The sequence below is a fragment of the Agromyces capsici genome (assembly GCF_058349965.1).
Genome location: NZ_JBYRET010000001.1, coordinates 416,348 through 432,295 on the forward strand (window position 1 = coordinate 416,348; position 15,948 = coordinate 432,295).

At 73.5% G+C, this 15,948-nt stretch carries 13 protein-coding genes; 7 read left to right on the plus strand and 6 right to left on the minus strand.

Annotated features, from left to right (window positions below):
* Positions 1 to 29: 29 nt before the first annotated feature.
* Positions 30 to 3,104, minus strand: a complete 3,075-nt coding sequence (locus AC3RKB_RS02105) for a DEAD/DEAH box helicase (RefSeq protein ID WP_491434322.1) — start codon at positions 3,102 to 3,104, stop codon at positions 30 to 32.
* Between the two features lie 69 nt (positions 3,105 to 3,173).
* Positions 3,174 to 3,647: a GyrI-like domain-containing protein gene (locus tag AC3RKB_RS02110; RefSeq protein ID WP_491434323.1), complete on the minus strand. Its 474-nt coding sequence runs from the start codon at positions 3,645 to 3,647 to the stop codon at positions 3,174 to 3,176.
* A gap of 114 nt (positions 3,648 to 3,761) precedes the next feature.
* Here AC3RKB_RS02110 and AC3RKB_RS02115 point away from each other — a divergent pair, with 114 nt between their 5' ends.
* Positions 3,762 to 4,580, plus strand: coding sequence for an MOSC domain-containing protein (locus tag AC3RKB_RS02115; RefSeq protein WP_491434324.1), 819 nt, complete (start codon positions 3,762 to 3,764; stop codon positions 4,578 to 4,580).
* Positions 4,581 to 4,653: 73 nt separating this feature from the next.
* On the opposite strand, the gene AC3RKB_RS02120 is transcribed toward AC3RKB_RS02115, so the two are convergent.
* Positions 4,654 to 5,349 carry a nucleoside/nucleotide kinase family protein gene (locus AC3RKB_RS02120; RefSeq protein ID WP_491434325.1) on the minus strand — a complete coding sequence of 232 codons (696 nt, stop codon included), beginning with the start codon at positions 5,347 to 5,349 and terminating at the stop codon, positions 4,654 to 4,656.
* 145 nt (positions 5,350 to 5,494) lie between these two features.
* Here AC3RKB_RS02120 and AC3RKB_RS02125 point away from each other — a divergent pair, with 145 nt between their 5' ends.
* Positions 5,495 to 5,929: a hypothetical protein gene (locus tag AC3RKB_RS02125; RefSeq protein WP_491434326.1), complete on the plus strand. Its 435-nt coding sequence runs from the start codon at positions 5,495 to 5,497 to the stop codon at positions 5,927 to 5,929.
* A 35-nt stretch (positions 5,930 to 5,964) separates the two neighbouring features.
* Positions 5,965 to 6,573 (plus strand): DUF4232 domain-containing protein, encoded by a 609-nt coding sequence (locus tag AC3RKB_RS02130; protein ID WP_491434327.1) that lies wholly within the window; start codon positions 5,965 to 5,967, stop codon positions 6,571 to 6,573.
* Here the strand turns inward: AC3RKB_RS02130 and AC3RKB_RS02135 are convergent.
* On the minus strand, positions 6,542 to 6,994 hold the full coding sequence (locus AC3RKB_RS02135; RefSeq protein ID WP_491434328.1) for a winged helix-turn-helix transcriptional regulator: 453 nt from the start codon (positions 6,992 to 6,994) through the stop codon (positions 6,542 to 6,544). The genes AC3RKB_RS02130 and AC3RKB_RS02135 overlap by 32 nt on opposite strands.
* Positions 6,995 to 7,104: 110 nt before the next feature.
* Between AC3RKB_RS02135 and AC3RKB_RS02140 the strand changes: the two genes are divergently transcribed.
* The 4 genes from AC3RKB_RS02140 (at position 7,105) to AC3RKB_RS02155 (ending at position 12,999) form a co-directional block, all read left to right on the plus strand.
* Positions 7,105 to 7,980 carry an SDR family oxidoreductase gene (locus AC3RKB_RS02140; protein WP_491434329.1) on the plus strand — a complete coding sequence of 292 codons (876 nt, stop codon included), beginning with the start codon at positions 7,105 to 7,107 and terminating at the stop codon, positions 7,978 to 7,980.
* A 213-nt stretch (positions 7,981 to 8,193) separates the two neighbouring features.
* Positions 8,194 to 10,524, plus strand: a complete 2,331-nt coding sequence (locus AC3RKB_RS02145) for an immune inhibitor A domain-containing protein (RefSeq protein ID WP_491434330.1) — start codon at positions 8,194 to 8,196, stop codon at positions 10,522 to 10,524.
* 175 nt (positions 10,525 to 10,699) lie between these two features.
* The gene (locus AC3RKB_RS02150) at positions 10,700 to 11,749 is read left to right on the plus strand and encodes a DUF389 domain-containing protein (RefSeq protein WP_491434331.1); all 1,050 of its coding nucleotides are present in this window, start codon (positions 10,700 to 10,702) and stop codon (positions 11,747 to 11,749) included.
* A gap of 62 nt (positions 11,750 to 11,811) precedes the next feature.
* Complete coding sequence (locus tag AC3RKB_RS02155) at positions 11,812 to 12,999, plus strand: amidohydrolase family protein (RefSeq protein WP_491434332.1); 1,188 nt, start codon at positions 11,812 to 11,814, stop codon at positions 12,997 to 12,999.
* Here the strand turns inward: AC3RKB_RS02155 and AC3RKB_RS02160 are convergent.
* The gene (locus AC3RKB_RS02160) at positions 12,945 to 14,447 is read right to left on the minus strand and encodes a DUF3482 domain-containing protein (protein WP_491434333.1); all 1,503 of its coding nucleotides are present in this window, start codon (positions 14,445 to 14,447) and stop codon (positions 12,945 to 12,947) included. The two genes, AC3RKB_RS02155 and AC3RKB_RS02160, sit on opposite strands and share 55 nt — an antisense overlap.
* A complete protein-coding gene (locus tag AC3RKB_RS02165; protein ID WP_491434334.1) occupies positions 14,444 to 15,937 on the minus strand; it encodes a DUF2868 domain-containing protein in 1,494 nt (497 codons plus the stop codon). The genes AC3RKB_RS02160 and AC3RKB_RS02165 overlap by 4 nt, the downstream gene beginning before the upstream one ends.
* Positions 15,938 to 15,948: the final 11 nt, after the last annotated feature.

Here is a 15,948-nt window from a genome sequence, read left to right on the forward strand (position 1 = left end):
AGCGCGCGCGGTGACGCCCGGGTCGGTCGTCAGCCCTCGAGCAGCTCCCGCAGGTCGTCCGCGCTGATCGCGCCATCGGCCCAGGCCTTACCGGCGTCGCCGGGGTCTCCGGCGTCGAGCACGGACGCCGCGAGCACGCCCTTGCGCGCCTTGAGCGCCATGACCTTCTCCTCGATCGTGCCCGCGGCGACGAGCCGGTAGACCATGACCTGCTTCGCCTGCCCGATGCGGTGGGCGCGGTCGACGGCCTGTGCCTCGCTCGTCGGGTTCCACCAAGGGTCGAGCAGGAACACGTAGTCGGCCTCGGTGAGGTTCAGCCCGAACCCGCCGGCCTTGAGGCTGATGCAGAACACGGACGCCTCGCCCGACCGGAACCGGGCGATCTCCTCGTCGCGGCGGCGCACCGGCGTCGACCCGTCGAGGTACGCGAACGGCACGCCCGCCGCCTCGAGCCGGCCCGCGACCCGGCCGAGGAACGACGTGAACTGGCTGAACACGAGCGCGCGGTGCCCCTCGGCGAGCACGTCGTCGAGCTGCTCGAACAGCGCATCGAGCTTGGCCGACGGGATGCCGGCGTGCCGTTCGGCGTCGACGAGCGACGCGTCGAGCGCGAGCAGCCGCAGAAGGGTGAGCGAGCGGTACACGATGAACCGCTGCCGATCGAGGTCGTCGACGAGGCCGAGCAGCTTCTGGCGCTCGCGCTGCAGCACGACGTCGTAGAGCCGGCGGTGCTCGGGCGCGAGCTCGACTTCGAGCACCTGCTCCTGCTTGGGCGGCAGCTCGGGCGCGACCTCCTCTTTCGTGCGGCGCAGCATGAGCGGGCGGATGCGTCGCCGCAGGCGCCCGAGCCGTTCGGCGTTGCGGTCGTCCTCGATGGGGCGCCGGTAGCGCTCGTCGAACGCCCGGCGCGAGGGGAACAGGCCCGGCGCGACGATGCGCAGGATGGCCCACAGCTCGCCGACGTGGTTCTCGAGCGGCGTGCCGGTGACCGCGAGGCGGAAGGGCGCACGGATGCCGCGTGCGGCATCGTGCACCTTCGTCGCCGCGTTCTTCACGAACTGCGCCTCGTCGAGGATGAGCCCGCCCCATTCGAGCGCCGCGAACGCGTCGGCCTCGAGCCGGAGCACGGCGTACGTGGTCACGACGAGGTCGGCGCCGTCCGCGACCTCGGCGAGCGAACGCCGCTGCGTCGCCTGCGTGCCGGTGACGGACGCCACGCGCAGCCCCGGCGTGAACCGGGCCGCCTCGCGCACCCAGTTCGACGCGACCGAGGTCGGCGCGACGACGAGGAACGGCCGGGACGGCAGCCCCTCCCCTGGTCTCGAGACGCGACCGGCTTCGCCGGCCGCTCCTCGGCCCGCACACGCGTGCTGGACGAGCGCGAGGCACTGCACCGTCTTGCCGAGCCCCATGTCGTCGGCGAGCACGCCGCCGAGGCGGTTCGCCCAGAGGTACGCGAGCCAGCGGAACCCCGCGAGCTGGTACGGCCGGAGCGGCAGCGCGAGCCCGTCGGGCGGCGGCAGCTCCTCGACCCGCCCGTCCTCGAGGGCGGCGACCGTCGCACGCCACGAGACCGCGGGCTCCGCGGCATCCGCCAGGTCTTCGAAGTCGGCCCACAGGCTCGTGCGGCTGCGATGCACGGGCAGGCGGCCGGTCTCCCACTCGGCGAGGTCGCCGGCCTCCTCGATGAGCTCGCGGAGCTCGGCGAACACGGGCTGCGTGAGCGAGAGGTACGACTTGTCGACCAGGAGCATGCGCTTCCGCCCCTGCGCCAGCGCGCGGAACAGGCGCATGAACGGCACCGTCTTCCCGCCGACGGTGATCACGACGCCGAGGTCGAACCAGTCCGCCCGATCGGACTCGACGGCGGTGACGCGCACCTCGGGGCGGGAGGTCGCCTCGCGATAGTCGGGCCGGTCGCCTCGCACGTCGATGCGCAGCGGGCCGCGCTCGGCGAGCGCCTCGAGCCGCGGCATCCGCTCGGCCGTGAACTGCGCCGCGTCGACGCCGCGCAGCACGACCGCCTCGAGCGGCACCCAGCCAAGCTCGTCGGCGACGCGCGCGAGCAGGTCGTCGTCGAGCTCGGGGTCGTCGAGGGCCGCGGATGGATCGACCGGGCTCGTGCGGCCGTCGGCGTGCTCCCACCGCCACGCGAGTCGCAGCACGTCGCCCGGCTCGAAGCGCGCGTCGAGCACGAGCGTCGCGGGCGGCAGCGGCGGCGGCGCGAAGCTCGCGTCGCGGCTCGTCACGGCGACCGATCGGGCGAGCGCGTGGAAGTGGACTGCGAGGAACTCGGGGACCTCGGCCGCGGGCACGTGCACGGGATCGGGTGAGCCGAGCAGCGCGCGCTCGGCCGCGGTGAGGCGCCCGCCGGCGAGCGCGGCGAGTTCGATCAGCCCGGCGTCGAAGTCGAAGCGGTAGACGCCGTGCTCGCCCACGGCGCGGGCGTGGTCGAGGGCGTGCGCATCGTCGTCGAGCGTGAGCGTCGGCGTGAGCGTGAGCCCGACCGCCCCGGCGCGCTCGGCGTGATCCGACGCGTCGAGCCCGATCGCCGCGCTCCCCCTCAGCAGCACGCCGGGCGTGGCATCCGACCCCACCAGCTCGATGCCGAGCCGGCCCGCCTCGTCGAGCAACGCCCAGAGCAGGGGGCTCTCGAAGTCGTCGATCGTGATCCATTCCGACCCGTACAGGTGGGCCGACGGCCCCGAGCCCTTGAGCATCGCGAACTGCGCGAACCACCGCGCCTGCGCCGGGTCGACGCCCGCCGCCGATGCCTGGAAGGCGATGTTCTGCCAGGTCAGGCCGCCCTTGATCCATGCGCCGCGTGCACCCCGGGTGACCGGTCGCACCGCGAGCCGGTCGACCGCCACCGCGCGGCGCGCGGGCTCGTCGCGCGGCCCCCGCCACTCGCCGCTGCGTCGCTGCACCCGGCGCCGCAGCTCGAACTGCAGGCCGAGCGCGCGCGCGTCGTCGGCGGCGGATCGCGCCGCGCCATCCGCTCGCCCCTCAACCGGCGTCGCAGGCGACCCGAACCCGGCGAGCGCGCTGCGCCAGTCGCGCCCCCCGGCCCCCGCGCGCGGCGGCGGCGTGGGATCGGCGGGCATGCCGTCCATGCTCGCACGCGCCGCCGACAGGCCCGCCGGCCGCCGGCGGCGCCGGCCGCCGCGTCGCGGTCAGCCGGCCGGCTGGAGCGGGCAGAACACCACGGTCCTCGTCTGCTCGTCGGGCGTGCCCGGCGGGCTCCAGTACTCCTCCCACATGGTCGACTCGTCGAGCTCGCGCCCGTGCAGCGCCATCGCAGCGGCGATCGCGTCGTACGCCTCCGACACCCGCGCGTACGGGCCGACGTGCACGGTGGTCGCGACCTCGCCGGCCGGCAGCTCGTCGGGCACGACGTCGCCCACCGGCTCGATCGGCGCCGGGATGATGAACCCCGCGCTCACCACGAGCCGCCCCGATGCCTGGTCCATCTCGGTGTACCGCCCCACCGCGGGACCGTCGCCGAGCAGGCCGCGCGGGCCGAGCACCTCGGCCACGCGCCCGAACGCCTGCCCCATGAACGCGGGGATCTCCGCGAACGTCGTGCGCGTGCGGACGACCGCGACATCCCGCCGCGGCACCTCGGTGATCTGCACGTCGTAGGTCATGGCCCACCTCCCGATCGGCTCGCGACAAGCGTGGCCCCCGCGGGCCTCGGCGTCCGGGGCTTCGGTCCTTCGGGTTCGAGCGGACCGCGGCGCCGCGTCGGCTAGCGTGAGCGGATGCAGGTGACCAGGATCCGCGTGTACCCGGTCAAGTCGTTCGCGGGCCTCGACGTCCGAACGGCGGTCGTGCGCCCGTGGGGGCTCGAAGGCGATCGCCGCTGGGGCGTGGTCGAGCCGGATGGCACGCCCGTCACCGCCCGCGAGCGCAATGCGCTCCTCGGGCTCACCGCCGAACCGCTCGGCGACGGCGGTCTGCTCCTCGCCGGACCGGGCGACGGCGAGCCGCTGCGCGTGGATCCGCCCGTCGGCGCGGTGCCGATCCCCGTCGGGCACTCGCGCCAGCGCGAGGCACTGCCGGCAGGCGACGAGGCCGATGCGTGGCTGAGCGAGCGCATGCGGATGCCGCTTCGACTCGTGTGGCAGCCCGACCCGTTGCAGCGGCCCGTGAACCCCGCACACGGCGGACGGCCCGGTGAGGGGCTGACGCTCGCGGATGCCGGGCCGCTGCTGCTCGCGAGCGAGGCGTCGCTCGCACAGTTGAACGCCTGGACGCCCGAGGACGTGCCGCCGCTCGACATCGTGCGTTTCCGCCCGAACGTCGTCGTCGACGGCGTCGAGCCGTTCGCGGAGGATGCGTGGACGCGCATGCGCATCGGCGGCATCCGCTTCCGCTTCGGGGAGGTCTGCGACCGTTGCGTCATGACGACGATCGACCCGACGACGCTCGTGCGGGGCACGGAGCCGATCCGCACGCTCGCGAGGCACCGCAAGTGGGACGGGGCGACCTGGTTCGGCGTCCGCCTCATCCCCGAACTCGGCGACGACGCCCGGCACCGCATCGCGGTCGGCGACGAGGTCGAGGTCGAGGCCGGCTGACGACGCCCGCTCCCCGCCGTGCAGGTCGAAGGAGATTCCCGTCGGCGCGCCGACGGGCGGCGGGGCGGGCGGGTCAGGCGCCGATCTCGACGTCCCAGGTCGCGCCGGAGACGACGACGTCGGCCCGGGCGACCGTCGGCTCGATCACCAGCGCGTTCGCGCCGTCGACCTCGAGCGCCCAGGCGAGCGCCGCCTCGGGGGTGCGGCCGAATTCGGTGTGCCTGGCCACGAGCCGGCGCACGCGATCCTCCTCGGCGGCCTGGATGAACCACCCCTCGTCGAGCAGGTCGCCGACGCGCTGCCACGGCCCCTCGTCGACGAGCAGGTAGTTGCCCTCGACCACGATGATCCGGGCGTGCGGCTCGATCGCGATCTCGGCGGCGACGGGCTCGTCGACCGCGCGCTCGAAGCCGGGCGCGTAGACCGTGTGGTCGGTCTCGACCAGCACCCGGTCGAGGAGGCCCGCGAAGCCCCATCCGTCGAAGGTCTCGATCGCGCCCTTGCGATCGCGCAGCCCGAGCCGATCGAGGGTCGCGTTGGCCAGGTGGAACCCGTCCATCGGCAGGTGCACGGCCGTGCCCGCGCCATCCGTCGCCGTCAGCTCGCCGACGACGGCCCGTGCGAGCGTCGACTTGCCCGCTCCCGGGCTGCCCGTGATGCCGATCAGCACGCGAGGGGCGGATGACGCGGCGAGCGCGTCACGCGCCATGCCGGCGAGCGCGGCGAGCGCGGCCGCCGCGCGCGCGGTGGCGCGATCGGGCGAGTCCATGGGTCAAGCATGGCGCACGGTCGCCCGGCGCCGCATCCGACGGGATGCCGCATCGAGCAGGAATCGAGAAGCGCGCGCCGTGCCATCCGCGTACCGTGACGATCAGGAGCCGATCAGGGGCTCACCGACGTGGAGGAGGGACATCATGGCCGAGAAGACCGAGGGGCTTTCGGAGTTCGAGCGCGAGGCCGTCAAGGACCGCGCGAAGGAGTTGCGCGCCGAAGCGAAGGCCGGCAAGAACCGCGCCGCCGGCGAGAAGGTGATCCGCGAGGCGATCGATGCGATGGAGGGCGGCGACCGCGAGATCGGCGAGGGCTTCTACCGGGTCGTCTCGGAGGTCGCGCCGCAGCTGATGCCGAAGACGTACTACGGCATGCCGGCGTTCGCCAACGGCGACGGCAAGGTCGTCGTCTTCATGCAGCCGTCGGTGAAGTTCAAGGCCCGCTACTCGACGATCGGCTTCGAGGATCGTGCCGCCCTCGACGAGGGAGCGATGTGGCCGACGTCGTTCGCGGTGCTGACGTGGACGCCGGCGGTCGAGGCGCGGTTCAGGGAACTCGTCGCCACGGCGGTCGGCTGATCGCGGCGGCGCGGTGCCGCGCGTACCCTGACCGCATGGGGGGACGAACGATCGGTGCGGCCTGCGTCCTCGCCGCCGCGCTGCTGATGACCGGATGCGCGGGTGGCGGGGCGACGCCCACCGCATCGCCGACGACCACGACGACGCCGAGTCCGACGCCGACCGCGAGTCCGACGCCGACGCCGTCGGGATCGGTCGACCCGAACGCGCCCGCCGGCCAGTGCGCCGACAGCGCGCTGCAGGTCACGATCGAGGACCTCGGCGGCGGTGCCGGTTCGACCGGCTACGACCTGGTGTTCACGAACACCGGGAGCGAGTCGTGCGAGCTGCGGGGCGCGCCCGGGGTCTCGGTGGTGAACGACGCCGGCGTCCAGCTCGGCGAGGCGGCCGAACGGCAGGGCGACGAGAATCCGCCGACGCTGACGCTCGAACCGGGCGGGTCGGTGGCGGCGTCGCTGCAGGCGGTGAACATCTCACCCGACGGCGGACCGCTCACCGATTGCCCGGTGGTCGAGGGATCCGCCTACCTCGTGTACCCGCCGCACAGCTTCACGGCCGTCGAGGTGACGACCGGTGCGCCGGTTCCGGCCTGCGAGAGCTCGACCTCGTTCCTCACCGTCGGGCCGGTGCAGGCGCGGAACTGACGCGGGCCAGACCGCCGGGCACCGGAGCGCCGGGCGAAGCGGCCTGCGCGGCGCCATCCGGCCCGCCGACCATCGCCGGCCCGTGCGCCGCGACCCACTCGACGAGCGGCAGCATGCGCTCCATGAGCTCGCCGCCGAGGTCGGTGAGCGCGTACTCGACGCGCGGCGGCACCTCGGGGTAGCTGGTCCGGTCGACGAGCCCGTCGGCCTCGAGGGTGCGCAGCGTCGACGCGAGCATCTTCTCGCTGATGCCTTCGACCTCGCGTCGCAGCTCGCCCCAGCGCAGCGTGCCGTCGGTGAGGGCGAGCAGCACGAGCACGCCCCACTTGCTCATGATGTGGTCGAGCACCACGCGGGTGGGGCAACCCTCGAGGAAGACTTCGCCGGAGCGCTCCCGGATCTGCGCAAGACTTACCACCATGTAGGTACCTTACTTCGAAGTGGGTACCGTCGAAAGGGAAGGCGGGGAGCGGTCGCGCGGTTGGACCCGGTGAACCGCCCGTCGCGGGCACCGATCGAAAGGGATCCCCCATGACCATCCTCGTCACCGCCGCCAACGGCCAGCTCGGCCGCCTCGTCATCGACGCCCTCCTCGACCGCGGCGCCGCGCCCGCCGACATCGTCGCCGGCGCTCGCGACACGTCGAAGCTGACGGAGGTCGCGAGCCGCGGCATCCGCGTCGTCGAGCTCGACTACGCCCGCCCCGAGACCATCGCACCCGCCCTCGACGGCGTCGACTCGGTGCTGCTCATCTCGGGCACCGCCTTCGGCGAGCGCGTCGCGCAGCACCGAAACGTGATCGAGGCCGCCGCCGCGGCGGGCGTCTCGAAGCTCGCGTACACGAGCGGCCCCAAGGCCGACACGAGCGAGCTCATCCTCATGCCGGAGCATCGCGGCACCGAGCAGGTCATCGCCGAGGTGGGCGTGCCCGCGGTGATCCTCCGCAACAACTGGTACACCGAGAACTACGCGCAGGATGTCGCGGTCGCGGCGAACACGGGCGTGATCGCCGCCGCGACGGGCTCGGGCCGGGTCGCCTCGGCGCCGCGCCGCGACTTCGCCGAGGCGGCCGCGGTCGTGCTCCTCGAGGACGGGCACGTCGGCGAGGTGTACGAGCTCGGCGGCGACGCGCCGTGGACGTTCGAGGAGCTCGCGGCGGCGGCGGCGGAAGTGCTCGGGCGCGAGGTCGCGTTCGTCGCGCAGACGCCGGCCGAGCGTGTCGCCTCGCTCCTGGCCGTCGGGCTCGACGCGGGCACGGCCGGGTTCGTCGCCGGGATCGACGAGGGCATCGCGCGGGGCGACCTGGCCGACTCGGATGGCACGCTCGCGCGCCTCATCGGCCGGCCGACGACCCCGCTGGTCGACGCGCTCCGCGACGTGGTCGAGGCGCAGCGCGCCGCAGCGTAGTCGCGCCGCCGCCGGCCTCGCCCGAGGGGTCGCGACATCCCGTCGGCTCTCTCGCCGACGCTGGGTGGCACGACCCTTCGGGCGGGCGCATCCTCCCTGAGACCCTGAGGTTAAGTCAAGACCCTTGAAACCCTTCCCCCCGAACGGGGGACCGTGTTAGCGTCCCTTCACCTTCGCCCGGCGATCCCGGGCGATTCCCATGAAGGAGAGCACGTGAACCGACGCACGCGCGGAATGCTCGCTGTGGCTGCAGCGAGCGCGACGATGGCAGCCGGAGCCGCATTCGGCCCGGCCGCACTCGCCGCACCCGCGGAAGACCCGAACACCGGCCCGGCCGCAGCCGCCGAGGCCCGCCCCGACAACCGCCCGGGTCCCCTCACCGAGCGGCAGAACGAGCGCCGCAAGGCCGCCCAGCGCCTGGTCCTCTCCGGCCAGGCCTCGCCCGGCGAGGACGGCGTCGTCCAGCTCGCCGAGGACAAGTACTACCAGGCCGCCGTCACGGGCACCGGCAAGCTGTTCACGATCCTCGCCGAGTTCGGCGACCAGGGCAGCGGCAAGCTCGGCACCGAGCCCGGCCCGCTCCACAACGAGATCCCCGAGCCCGACCCGGCCGTGAACAACAGCACGTTCTGGACCGACGACTTCAGCACCGACTACTACGAAGAGCTCTTCTTCGCCGAGGGCCAGGAGTCGTTCGCCGACTTCTACACGAAGCAGTCGAACGGCGCCTACACCGTCGCCGGCGAGGTCAGCGAGTGGGTGCAGGTGCCCGGCAACGCGTCGACGTACGGCGACAACAGCGTCGAGGACTACGGCGGGGCGTGGAAGTTCGTCGAGGACTCCGGCAACGCGTGGTACGAGTCGCGGGTCGCGGATGGCGCGACCCTCGCCGAGATCCAGGCCGAGCTCGAGGAGTACGACGTCTGGGACCGCTACGACTACGACGCCGACGGGAACTTCGACGAGCCCGACGGCTACCTCGACCACTTCCAGGCCGTGCACGCCGGCGAGGGCGAGGACGCCGGCGGCGGCGCGCAGGGCGAGGACGCGATCTGGTCGCACCGCTGGTACGTCAACTCGACCGACTACGGTCAGACCGGCCCGACGGTCACGAACGACGCAGGCGAGGCCGAGCAGGTCAAGTTCGGCGGCGCCGAGATCGGCGACACCGGCATCTGGATCGGCGACTACACCACCGAGCCCGAGAACGGCGGCCTCGGCGTCTTCGCGCACGAGTACGCGCACGACCTCGGCCTGCCCGACTTCTACGACACCGCCGGCGGCGAGAACTCGACCGGCTTCTGGACGCTCATGTCGAGCGGGTCGTGGCTCGGCCACGGCGACGGCGCCATCGGTACCACGCCGAACTACATGGGCCCGTGGGAGAAGCTCCAGCTCGGATGGCTCGACTACGACGTCGTCTCACCCGGCGAGTCCGGCGAGTTCACGCTGAGCCCGGCCGCGCTGCAGGCCGAGGGCCAGTCGCAGGCGCTCGTCGTCGACGTGCCCGACGCCGGCATCACCAGCGAGTACACGACGCCCGCCTCGGGCGCCAACGCGTGGTGGACCGGCAGCGCCGACGACCTCAACACGACGCTCACGCGCACGATCGACCTCTCCGCGGTGAACTCCGCGACGGTCACCGCGAAGGCGTGGTACGACATCGAGGCCGGCTACGACTACCTGTACGCCGAGTACCGTCCGGTCGGCACGACCGACTGGATTCAGATCGGCTCGCCGCTCGACGGCTCGTCGAACGGTCGCTGGTCGACGCTGCGGTACACCGTCCCGGGCGGAGCGAACACCGAGTTCCGGTTCCGCTACCAGACCGACGGCGGCGTGCACTACGCCGGCGCGTTCCTCGACGACCTCAAGTTCGCGAGCGGCGGCACCACGCTGTTCACCGACGACGTCGAGCAGGGCGACAACGGCTGGACCGCGGCCGGCGGCTTCAAGCGCAGCACGGGCACCGAGACGAGCGAGGGCGACCGCTACTACCTCGTCGAGAACCGCACCTACGTCGGCTACGACGCGACGCTCGAGACCGGCCCGTACCAGTTCAGCTACGGCCTGACCGCCCCCGACAAGGTCGAGCACTTCCCGTTCCAGGACGGCATGCTCGTCTGGGCGATCGACGAGGCCTACGGCGACAACAACACCATCGAGCACCAGGGCCACGGCCTCGCGCTCCCGGTGGACGCCCGCCCGGCGAAGTTCACGTACCCCGACGGCACGGCGCCGAGCAACCGCCGCCAGCCGCTCGACGCGACCTTCGGCCTGCAGGACTCCGACGAGGTCGTGCTCCACAAGGAGGTCACGGCCGGCAAGGGCAAGAGCCAGACGGTCGAGTGGGTCGGCGCCGCGGCGCCGACCGGCACGATGACGGCCACGTTCTCCGACGCGGACCCGAACGCCTTCTTCCACACGAGCAACCCGCTCGGCGGAGTGATCGTGGCGGGCCACGGCGTCGACGTCACCGTGCTCGACCAGAACACGGGCGGCACGATGACGGTGAGCGTCACCAACCCGCAGGTCACGCCGTAATGCGCTGATCGGCGGAGGTCGCGGCGGGCCCGTCCCCTCGGGGGCGGGCCCGCTTCGCGTCTGCGGCACGGCGACACGATCAGGTCGAGTGCGCGCGCGCCGAGGCATCCGCTCGGCACGGTCGTACGCTCGGCAGCGGGTCGGCACGTCGACCCGCGAGCCGAGGAGACGCCCCATGTCGCAGCCGCCGCAACCGCAGTCGTATCCGCCGCCGTCGTATCCGCCGCCGCCGTCCGACGCACTCAACTCGATCGAGCACATGCGCGAGTCGGTCTTCTTCGACGAGCCGTGCCGTCGGCGCAAGCTCCAGCGGTTCTGGATCCTGCTCGGCCTCTCGTCGGTGATCGCCGCGGCCGGCGTCGTGGGCGACTCGACCGCGACGGTGATCGGCGCGATGATCGTCGCACCGATGATGCTGCCCATTCAGGGCACCATGTTGGCGACCGTGCTCGGCGACCGCCGCAACCTCTCCCGATCGCTGCTGCTGATGATCGCCGGCGCGAGCGCGGCCATCGCGATCGGGTGGCTCGTGGGCATGGTTGCGGTCAGCCCGATCACCGAGGAGACGAACTTGCAGGTCGCGGCGCGTGCCACGCCGGGGCTCATCGACCTGCTCGCGGCGCTCGCCACCGGCGCGGTCGGCTCGATCGCGCTGGTCCGGAGGGACATCTCCGACACGCTGCCCGGCGTCGCGATCGCGATCTCGCTCGTGCCGCCGCTCGTCGTCGTCGGACTGGCGGCGGAGTCGGGCGACTGGGGCAGCTCGATCGGGTCGTTGCTTCTGTTCACCGCGAACGTCGCCGCGATCCTCGGCACGGGCGTCGTGATCATGGCGGTCTACCGCGTGGCGCGGTGGGGGCGCATCGGCGCCACGCCGCCGCCCCCCGGGGTGAAGGTCGTGAACCGGCGACGCTCGAACCTCGCGATCGCGGGCGTGCTGGTGCTCGTGGCGATCCCGCTCGGCCTGTCGACGCTCATCACGACGAACCTGACCACGACCCAATCGAACATCTCTCGCGCGACGAGCGACTGGGCGGCGAGCGAGGACCTCGACGTGATCTCGGTCGAGTACGTGTCCGCGCTGTCGTACCTCGTGCGCGTGACCGGCGGCGACGAGGCACCGGATGTCGCCCTGCTGACGGATCGGCTCGAGGCGGCCGGGGTCGACCCGGCGAGCGTCGACGTCGAGTGGATTCCGTCGGTCCGCGTGAACGCCGGCGACTGAGCCTCGAGCGCGAGTGGACGGGAGCCGTCGTCCGCGGCAGAGTCGAACGGGGAGGTCACCGCATGGACGCGCACGCCGACGAGCGTCTCGCCGACGCGATCGAGCGGATGCCGCTCGTCGACCACCACGTGCACGGCATGCTGCGCGAGCCGCTCACCGACGCCGATCTGCTGAACGCTTTCGTGCAGGCCGACCACGTGCCCGATCCGGCCGACGTCTTCGACAGCCAGTTCGGCTTCGCGGTGCGTCGACAATGCGCACCGGTGCTGGGCCTCGAGCCCTTCGCGGATGGCGCGGCCTACCTCGCCGCACGGGCGTCGCTCGGGTTCGACGAGTCCACGCGCCGGCTCCTCCGTGCGTCGGGCATCACGACATACCTGATCGACGACGGGCACGCTCCCGAACGGCTGCTTCCCGACGAGCGGATGATGCGACTCGCCGACGCCCGGTCGTTCCCGATCGTCCGGCTCGAGACACTGGCCGAGCGGGCGATCTCCGACGCGACATCCGGCACCGACTTCCTCGACCGCCTCGACGCGGCGCTCACGCGTGCGTCCCGGCGCGCGGTCGGGTTCAAGACGGTCGCCGCCTACCGCACCGGTCTCGCGCTCGACCCCGCCAAGCCGTCGGCCGCCGATCTCGCTCGCGCGGCCGACACGTGGTTCGGCGCGTCCCGGCGCGGCGACGATCGCCCGCGCCTGGACGACCCGACGATCATCCGCCACCTCGCGTGGTGGGCGCTCGAGCAGGGCTCGGTGCTGCAGGTGCACGTCGGCTTCGGCGACGGCGACCTCCGCTTCGACCGGGCCGACCCCTTCCTCCTGCAGCCGTTCATCGCGGCGACCCGCGGTACCGGCGGGCGCATCGCCCTGCTGCACTGCTACCCGTTCGTCCGAGAGGCGGGCGTGCTCGCGCACCTGTATCCGCACGTGCACCTCGATGCGGGTCTCGCGATCGGCCAGGTCGGCGCGAACGCCGACACCCTCGTTCGCGAGACCCTCGACCTCGCACCCTTCTCGAAGGTGCTCTTCTCGACCGACGCGTGGGGCGTGCCCGAGCGCGCGCTCGTCGGCGCTCGCGCCTGGCGGGATGCCACGACGCGCGTCCTCTCGACGTACGTCGCCGAACACGACTGGCCGGTCGACGAGGCGATCCGCGGCGCCGAGTTGATGGCGTGGCGGAACGCGGAGGCGCTCTACGGGCGATCGTTCGTCGCGGGCACGGATGTCGCGCCGAGCGCCCCAGGATAGAGACGATCGAGCAACTCCACCGCCATCCGTTCGAGTACCGGCTCGAGGTCGCGCTGCACGGCCTCCTCACCCTCGGCGCGCCGAGCCCAGATCGCGGCGAGCTGCTCCTGGTTCGCGACCACCACGTCGACCACCATCGGGCGCCAGGTCGGGGCGTACTCACCCTGCGTCCATGCGCCGCGCCCCCGGCCGTAGTGCGCGATCGCGAGGTAACGGAGCAACGCCGAGGTCACGAGCCCGTCGAGGAACGCCTCCTCCCAGCGCAGGGTCGCGTCGCTCCGGCCGCGGACCACGTTGACGCCGCGGGCGACGCCCGCGCCGCCGAGGGCGCCGATGATGGCGCCCGCGACCATGCCCGCGCCGAACGTGAGCCCGCCTGCGGCGAGGTCGGCGCCGAGGCCGGTGAGCGCGCCGGAGACCACGCCCGACACGGCGGCCGTTCGGCCCTCGTCGAGCGGCGCCTCGACGTGCACGTCGTCGGCGACGCGTTCGAGCACCTCGTCGGCGGCGCGTCCCTCGAGGTCGTGGATCGCGATGAGCCGGTCCGTGCTGTCGCGGAGGTCGCCCTGCAGCCGCGCGGCCATCTGCTCCGCAGCATCCGCCCGCGCCTGCGATCGCGCCGGGTTGGGCAGGCCGAGCGAGCCGCCGATGCGGGTCGCCAGCGGTTCGGCGGGCAGTGTCGCACGATCGCAGGCGGCTCGTGCGATCGGCCCCGCGAGCGCGGTGACGGCGGCGTCGAACTGCTGCATGCGGCGCGCACGCCACTCGTCGGCGAGCCGCGCGAACGCGCGACGGTCGTCGACGGCGACGAGCGGTTCGACCGCACGGAAGAGTGCGAACTCCTGCACCCAGCAGCGTGCGAACGCGTCGAGGGTGAGCACGCCGCGCACGTGCGGCGCGTCGGCGAGCGCGTCACGCCAGCGCGCGGCGTCGGCCTCCTCGGCCGCGCGGTCGCGGGGCGGCCCGGTCTGGTTGAGCAGCACGAGCACGGGCGTGCCGATCCACTCGAGCACCTCGAGCTCGGGCGCGAGGTAGCCGGCGTCGGCGGGCTGCTCGGCCGCGTTCACGAGGTAGAGCACCACGTCGGCCTGCTCGGCGACGTTGCGCACCGCGAGCTGGCTGAGCCAGAGCGCGCGGTCCTGGTATCGGTCCCAGACCTGCCCGAGGAACCAGCCGATGGGGTTTCCCGCCTGCCGAAGCCGCCGCGCGAGGCGAACGCTGTCGCCGAAGCCCGCCGTGTCCCACAGGGTGAGCAGGTCGCCCTCGCGGGTGCGCACGAGCGGGTACGGCGTCGCCTCGACGGTGACGTGCGGCGCGTCGCGCACCTCGCCGACGTCGCGGCCGAGCAGCGTGCGCGCGAGCGTGGTCTTGCCCGCGTTGGTGTGCGAGATGAGCGAGAGCGAGACGGCGCCCGCGTCGAGGCCGGCCACGTCGGCGCGGTGGCTCACCGGCCCCTCCCGCCGGTCGGCCTGCCCCGATCCAGGGCGGATGTCGCGTCCGCGAGCTCTGCCGCGGCCTCCGCCTGCTCGGCCGCGCCGAGATCGACGAACACCGCGACGCGCCCGTGCGCCTCGATCAGGTCGCGCCACGACGCACGTCGGTCGGCGCGCCGCGGCTCGTCGCCGGTCCATCGCGCCAGGAACGCGGACTCGTCGACGATCGCGGCCCCGGATGGCGCGGTGCGCGCGAGCGCGCGGAGGAGCGCACCGTGCGCGTCCTCCTCGGGGGTGGCCGCGAGACCGAACAGCGGGATGCGGATCTCGCCACTCGCGCCGGCGCCCGCGGCGCCGCGGGCGCCCGCGCCATCCGCGAACCACTCGAGCGCGTCGTCGTCGCCCCACGGCACCGGCTCGTCGACCGTGACGGACGCGTTGCCGAACGCCCGCGCGAGCAGCGCGTCGAGCCCGATGCGCGCCTCGATCGTGAGGGTGTAGCTGTACGGGATGACGCGCACGCGCGTCGCCTCGCCGACCCATCCGGCCACGAGGCGACGGAAGTACGGGTCGTCGAGCGGCACCGCGACGCGGGCCCGCCGGCGCCGTTCGACGAGGCCGGCCGCGAGCGCGAGCACGAGCCGGGGCACGATCACGACGACGGCGACGGTGCCGGCCATGAGATGCAGCCAGGTCGCGGCGTTCTCGCTCGCCGGCGCGCGGATCGCCTCGATCGCCGCGACATCGGGCACCGGGATGCCGGTGAGCCAGGAGCCGGACGCGAACGTGACGGCGAGCAGCGCGTGCACCTGCTCGGCCCCGAGGAACGTGCTCTCCCACGAGGCGCGGTACTCGAACGCGAGGCCGCGCGTGTAGAGGCCGACGATCACCCCGAGCGCCGTGGCCGCCGCCGCGAGGTGCAGCACGCGCGCGGCGCGCGCACCGTAGAGCGGCGCGGCGGTGCGCGCCCATTCGGCGGGCAGTGCGGCGAGCACGGTGCGCCGGGCGGCGGTCGCGCCATCCGCTCGCCCCTCGCCGACCCCGCCGCGCACGGCCGCGAGCCTGACGAGCAGGCCGCGGATCGGGCCGAGGCGCCCGCCGCGCAGCACGATCGGGCGCGCGAGCAGCCACACGTACGCGACGAGGTTCCACGCCACGAGTGCGAACACGGGCGGCGCGAGCAGGTTGATGCTCGAGCCGCCGCCGATGCGGTCGACGAGCACGCCGAGGGCGAACGCGGCGACGATCACGACGACGCCGACCCAGGGGCGCCACCGGATGGCGCGCACCGCCCGCGTCACGGACGGCTGGCGCGTCCCGATGCGCTCGAGCACGAGCCCGGCCCGCCTGGCAAGGAACTCCTCGGGGCTCGCGCGCTGCCCCACGATGGTCGCCGCCGCGCGGCTCGCCCACTCGCGGTCGGCGTCGGTCCAGAGCAGCCGGTCGCGGTCGCCCGTCTCGACGGCGCGCGCCGCGGTGACGTCGAGGGCGGCCGACTCGTCCATGTGCGCCACTC

What these genes read in the sequence shown, in the direction of transcription:
- AC3RKB_RS02110 (WP_491434323.1), bottom strand. Translation starts at nt 3,647, where the DNA reads ATGACCTACGACGTGCAGATCACCGAGGTGCCGCGGCGGGATGTCGCG.
- AC3RKB_RS02155 (WP_491434332.1), top strand. Translation starts at nt 11,812, where the DNA reads ATGGACGCGCACGCCGACGAGCGTCTCGCCGACGCGATCGAGCGGATG.
- AC3RKB_RS02135 (WP_491434328.1), bottom strand. Translation starts at nt 6,994, where the DNA reads ATGGTGGTAAGTCTTGCGCAGATCCGGGAGCGCTCCGGCGAAGTCTTC.
- AC3RKB_RS02105 (WP_491434322.1), bottom strand. Translation starts at nt 3,104, where the DNA reads ATGCCCGCCGATCCCACGCCGCCGCCGCGCGCGGGGGCCGGGGGGCGC.
- AC3RKB_RS02130 (WP_491434327.1), top strand. Translation starts at nt 5,965, where the DNA reads ATGGGGGGACGAACGATCGGTGCGGCCTGCGTCCTCGCCGCCGCGCTG.
- AC3RKB_RS02165 (WP_491434334.1), bottom strand. Translation starts at nt 15,937, where the DNA reads ATGGACGAGTCGGCCGCCCTCGACGTCACCGCGGCGCGCGCCGTCGAG.
- AC3RKB_RS02115 (WP_491434324.1), top strand. Translation starts at nt 3,762, where the DNA reads ATGCAGGTGACCAGGATCCGCGTGTACCCGGTCAAGTCGTTCGCGGGC.
- AC3RKB_RS02150 (WP_491434331.1), top strand. Translation starts at nt 10,700, where the DNA reads ATGTCGCAGCCGCCGCAACCGCAGTCGTATCCGCCGCCGTCGTATCCG.
- AC3RKB_RS02125 (WP_491434326.1), top strand. Translation starts at nt 5,495, where the DNA reads ATGGCCGAGAAGACCGAGGGGCTTTCGGAGTTCGAGCGCGAGGCCGTC.
- AC3RKB_RS02120 (WP_491434325.1), bottom strand. Translation starts at nt 5,349, where the DNA reads ATGGACTCGCCCGATCGCGCCACCGCGCGCGCGGCGGCCGCGCTCGCC.
- AC3RKB_RS02140 (WP_491434329.1), top strand. Translation starts at nt 7,105, where the DNA reads ATGACCATCCTCGTCACCGCCGCCAACGGCCAGCTCGGCCGCCTCGTC.